The sequence below is a fragment of the Pseudomonas sp. 05N434 genome, assembly GCF_056396965.1.
This window is the reverse complement of the sequence record NZ_JBFTMK010000385.1, coordinates 1-4,885: the sequence shown is the minus strand read 5'-3', so window position 1 is coordinate 4,885 and position 4,885 is coordinate 1. Positions and strand designations below refer to the sequence as shown.

Genomic DNA, 4,885 nt, shown 5'->3' with positions numbered 1-4,885 from the left:
CATACCACCCTGACCCTGATTGACGCCGGTCAACAGGTGCTGGTCCTCGATAACTTGTGTAACAGCTGCCGCGAATCGCTCGCGCGCCTGGAGTATCTGACTCGCAAGCGAGTCGACTTCATTGAAGGTGATATCCGCGATAACCACCTGCTCGATGATATCTTCAGCCGCTACGACATCGATGCCGTGGTGCACTTTGCCGGTCTCAAATCCGTGGAGGAAAGCATTCGAAAGCCGCTCGACTATTACGCCAACAATGTCATTGGTACGCTCAATCTTTGCCATGCGATGGCCCGATTCGAGGTCTTCAAACTGGTGTTCAGCTCATCGGCCACCGTGTATGGCATTCCCCGACAGATACCGCTCATTGAAGATCTGGGCACAGGCAAACCGATCAATCCCTATGGTCGCACCAAGCTGCTGATCGAAGAGTTGCTCACCGACTTGTGCCTGTCCGATCCGCAGTGGAGCATTGCGGTGCTGCGCTACTTCAACCCGATTGGTGCTCACGATAGCGGGCTGATCGGGGAAAACCCCAATGGCAAGCCCAACAATCTGCTGCCTTGCCTGACACGAGTCGCGATGAGGCAAATGCCCGAACTCACCGTATACGGCAGCGACTATCCCACCGTCGACGGAACGTGCGTGCGCGATTACGTCCATGTGGTCGACCTTGCCGAAGGCCATCTCAAAGCGTTGCGGGCGTTGCAGAACAGAAACGGTATCCACGTCTGGAACCTGGGAACAGGCATTGGCCACAGCGTGCTGCAAATCATCCGCAGCTTCGAGGACATTACCGGTATTACCATCCCGTTCCGGTTCGCGCCACGCCGTGTCGGCGATATCGCCGAATGCTGGGCCGACCCCACCAAGGCAGGGCGTGATCTGGGCTGGTACGCACAGCGCGACCTGATGCAGATGATCATCGACACTTGGCGATGGCAAATGTGTAATCCGCACGGATACCGCTCCCAACCCGGATTGGCCGCATCGATTGTGTTAAAGCAATGGGTATGAGCAGGTCCATTTTTTTGGCAGCCCTGGTATCGGTTGTGTGCTACGCGTCGGGGGGCACTCCCCCGCCGCTGGCCAACGGCCTGGTGCTGTGGCTCGATGCTGCCGATGCTTCAAAAATGACCTTCGATGCCCAGAACCACCTCCTGCGGTGGCACGACAAGTCCGGCAAATCCAATGACGTTACCGTAGACGATGCCGCAGGCGCCGCACTTCCGCTGCGTGTGGAGGACGCCATGAATGGCCATTCGGTGGTGCGTTTGAGTGGCTCGTCAGCGTTCCTTGGCAAGACAATTCGTGCCGCAAAAGGCCCCATGACCTTATTGATCGTGTCACGCAGAGTGAACGGGCAAAGCGGCGGCGAGACCTGGCAGCGGCTGTTCAGCTCGCGCCCGTGGATCGCTGAAAACGACAACGTGGCACCGAATTTCGCGATCAGCGTGCAACAGCCCACCGCCTACGATCCAACCCTGTTTGTTCTGGAACTCAACGACGTACCTATAGGCCCGTTTGCGGTGGGGCGCAATGTGGTCGGTAGCACTGAAGACTTGCGTGGCGACATCGCGGAAGTGTTGGTGTATGACCGTCACCTGGCCTCTCTGGAGGAACGGCAGCGCGTGTTTCAGTATCTGGCGCAAAAGTGGTCCCTCGCTATCCCCAAGGCTGCCAATTCCTGGACCCGTATCGGCCCCCTGGACGCTGTACCGCAGCGGATCAATGCCGAACTGCCGTTGTCCGATCAGGCCAATGTCGGCCAATGGAGGGTGGACAGCCAATTTTCCGACGACTTCAACGGTGCGACCCTTAACACCAGTCTCTGGCACGTCAACAATGCCACGGGCACCGAATCGCTCGGGCGTAAACCGGCGCTGTTCACGCCGAACAATGCCTACCTGAGCGATGGCAATCTGAACATCGTTTTCCGCAAGGAAAACGTGCCGCAAAAGTACGTTCGGCTGGGTTACCAAGGCTATAGCTCGGCGATGGTCCGCACGATCGAGCGCAGTTTTTACGGCTACTACGAAGCCCGCGCCAAACCCATGGAATCGGCGGGTTCCAGCGCCTTCTGGCTAGCGTGGACGGGGCTTGCCGACAATGCCACGGAGATCGACATATTCGAGATCGGCGGCAAGACCAAGGGCGCCGCCTTCGACCGCCTATACAACATGAACGCCCATGTCTGGGCCACGCCACAGAGCACCGCCCACCTCAGCGACGGCAGCAGCTGGATTGCCCCGTGGCGCCTGGCCAGCGACTTTCATGTCTACGGTTTTGACTGGCAACCCGACACCTTGCGCTGGTACGTAGACGGCGTCCTGGTGCGAGAGGCCAAGAACACCCACTGGTTCTTCCCGATGCAAATCAACTTTGACAGCGAGGCCATGTGGAATTGGTTCGGCGTTGTCGACGACGCCGATCTGCCCTCCACTTTCAGCGTGGACTACCTCAAGGTGTGGCGGCGCGGTCGATAGCCGGGTCTTGATCCAGCGTCTTTGAATTTGATCCTTCCCCTTCCATCCTTGCTCAGCGGCAGATTCACTACATCAGCCATCGGATTCGGCCAAGGGATGAAGCCGATGGTTATTCGTGTTGCTCAGCGGACAAACGCCATCGGGCAGCACATGGGTGCCGGTCAGGCGTTTCGCCGCTACAATGCGCACCTTGACCGTGACAAGCCAGACTAAAAAAACATGTCCCTACCCAAGCATCACCTGGAATTGCTCAGCCCCGCCCGCGACGTGGCCATCGCCCGCGAGGCCATCCTGCATGGCGCCGACGCGGTGTACATCGGCGGCCCGAGCTTCGGCGCCCGCCACAACGCCTGTAACGAGGTGAGCGATATCGCCCAATTGGTGGAATTCGCCCGTCGCTATCACGCGCGGGTGTTCACCACCATCAACACAATCCTGCATGACAATGAGCTGGAGCCGGCGCGCAAGCTGATCCACCAGTTGTATGACGCCGGCGTCGATGCGCTGATCGTCCAGGATCTGGGCGTGATGGAGCTGGACATTCCGCCGATCGAGCTGCACGCCAGCACCCAGACCGACATCCGCACCCTGGCGCGGGCGAAGTTCCTCGATCAGGCTGGTTTCTCGCAACTGGTACTGGCCCGCGAGCTGAACCTCCAGGAGATCCGCGCGATTGCCGACGAGACCGACGCGGCCATCGAGTTTTTCATCCATGGCGCGCTGTGCGTGGCGTTCTCCGGCCAGTGCAACATCTCCCATGCGCAGACCGGCCGTAGCGCCAACCGTGGCGACTGCTCCCAGGCCTGCCGCCTGCCCTACACCCTCAAGGATGAAAAAGGCGGTGTGATCGCCTACGAAAAACACCTGCTATCGATGAAGGACAACAACCAGAGCGCCAACATCCGCGCGCTGGTGGAAGCCGGTGTACGCTCGTTCAAGATCGAGGGGCGCTACAAGGACATGGGCTATGTGAAGAACATCACCGCCTACTATCGCCAGCGCCTGGACGACGTCCTCGAAGACCGTCCGGACCTGGCTCGCGCTTCCAGCGGCCGCACCGCGCACTTCTTCCTGCCCGATCCGGACAAGACTTTCCATCGTGGCAGCACCGACTACTTCGTCAGCGAGCGCAAGATCGACATCGGCGCCTTCGACTCGCCGACCTTCACCGGCCTGCCGGTGGGCGTGGTGGAGAAAGTCGGCAAGCGCGACCTGCTGGTGGTCACCCACGAACCGCTGTCCAACGGCGACGGCCTCAATGTGCTGGTCAAGCGCGAGGTGGTGGGCTGGCGTACCAACATCGCCGAGCCCAAGGGCGAGTTCGAAGAAGACGGTGAAAAGCGCTACCGCTACCGTGTCGAGCCCAACGAAATGCCAAAGGGGCTGCACCAGTTGCGGCCGAATCACCCGCTGAGCCGCAACCTCGACCACAACTGGCAGCAAGCCCTGCTCAAGACCTCCGCCGAGCGCCGGGTGGGTCTGGCCTGGGTCGCTCGCCTGCGTGAGGATCGCCTGGAACTGACCGCCACCAGCGAGGAAGGTGTCAGCGCCAATGTCGCCCTCGACGGTCCATTCGGCCTGGCCAACAAGCCGGAACAGGCCCTGGAGCAACTGCACGACTTGCTCGGCCAGTTGGGCACCACGCAATACCACGCCACGGATATCAAGCTGGATGCACCGCAGGCGTATTTCATCCCGAACTCGCAGCTCAAGGCTTTGCGCCGCGAAGTCATCGAAGCGCTGACCACGGCCCGCATCGAAGCCCACCCACGGGGTGGTCGCAAGGCCGAGACCAATCCGCCACCGGTGTACCCGGAGTCCCACCTGTCGTTCCTGGCCAACGTCTACAACCAGAAAGCCCGCGACTTCTATCACCGGCACGGCGTCAAGCTGATCGACGCGGCCTATGAGGCTCAYGAGGAGACCGGCGAGGTGCCGGTGATGATCACCAAGCACTGCCTGCGTTTCTCCTTCAACCTCTGCCCCAAGCAGGCCAAGGGCGTCACCGGCGTGCGCACCAAGGTCGCGCCGATGCAGCTGGTGCACGGTGACGAGGTATTGACGTTGAAGTTCGACTGCAAGCCTTGCGAGATGCACGTGATCGGCAAGATGAAGGGGCACATCCTTGGTCTGCCGCAACCGGGCAGCGTGCAGCCGGTTGTCGGGCACATCAGCCCTGAAGACCTGCTCAAGACCATCCCTCGCGCGCCCCACTGAGTGACGGGCGAGCGCGCCGCTACGGCGTCGCGCTCGCTGTTCACTTAAGCCGTAATGCGATCTGTAGCAGCTGCCGAAGCCTGCGTTCGTCCTGTAGCAGCTGCCGAGCTCGCGAGGCTGCGTTCGGCTGCGCAGCAGTCGTAAAATCAGGCACTGCGGTCCGTCAGGCGCACCGTGCATTC

Annotated in this window: 3 protein-coding genes; all 3 read left to right on the top strand. The window is 60.7% G+C overall.

The features are described 5' to 3' along the window. A partial coding sequence (galE, locus tag AC1DLB_RS21315; protein ID WP_477785593.1) for a UDP-glucose 4-epimerase GalE occupies positions 1-1,017 on the top strand: 1,017 nt, incomplete at its 5' end. Beyond that, positions 1,014-2,486 carry a family 16 glycosylhydrolase gene (locus AC1DLB_RS21310; RefSeq protein ID WP_477743222.1) on the top strand — a complete coding sequence of 491 codons (1,473 nt, stop codon included), beginning with the start codon at positions 1,014-1,016 and terminating at the stop codon, positions 2,484-2,486. The genes galE and AC1DLB_RS21310, both read left to right, overlap by 4 nt. 219 nt (positions 2,487-2,705) lie before the next feature. Beyond that, a complete protein-coding gene (locus AC1DLB_RS21305; RefSeq protein ID WP_086945655.1) occupies positions 2,706-4,703 on the top strand; it encodes a peptidase U32 family protein in 1,998 nt (665 codons plus the stop codon). Positions 4,704-4,885 lie beyond the last annotated feature (182 nt).

Excerpts from the sequence above, each read along its gene's own strand:
- AC1DLB_RS21310 (WP_477743222.1), top strand. The coding sequence starts at position 1,014 with ATGAGCAGGTCCATTTTTTTGGCAGCCCTGGTATCGGTTGTGTGCTAC.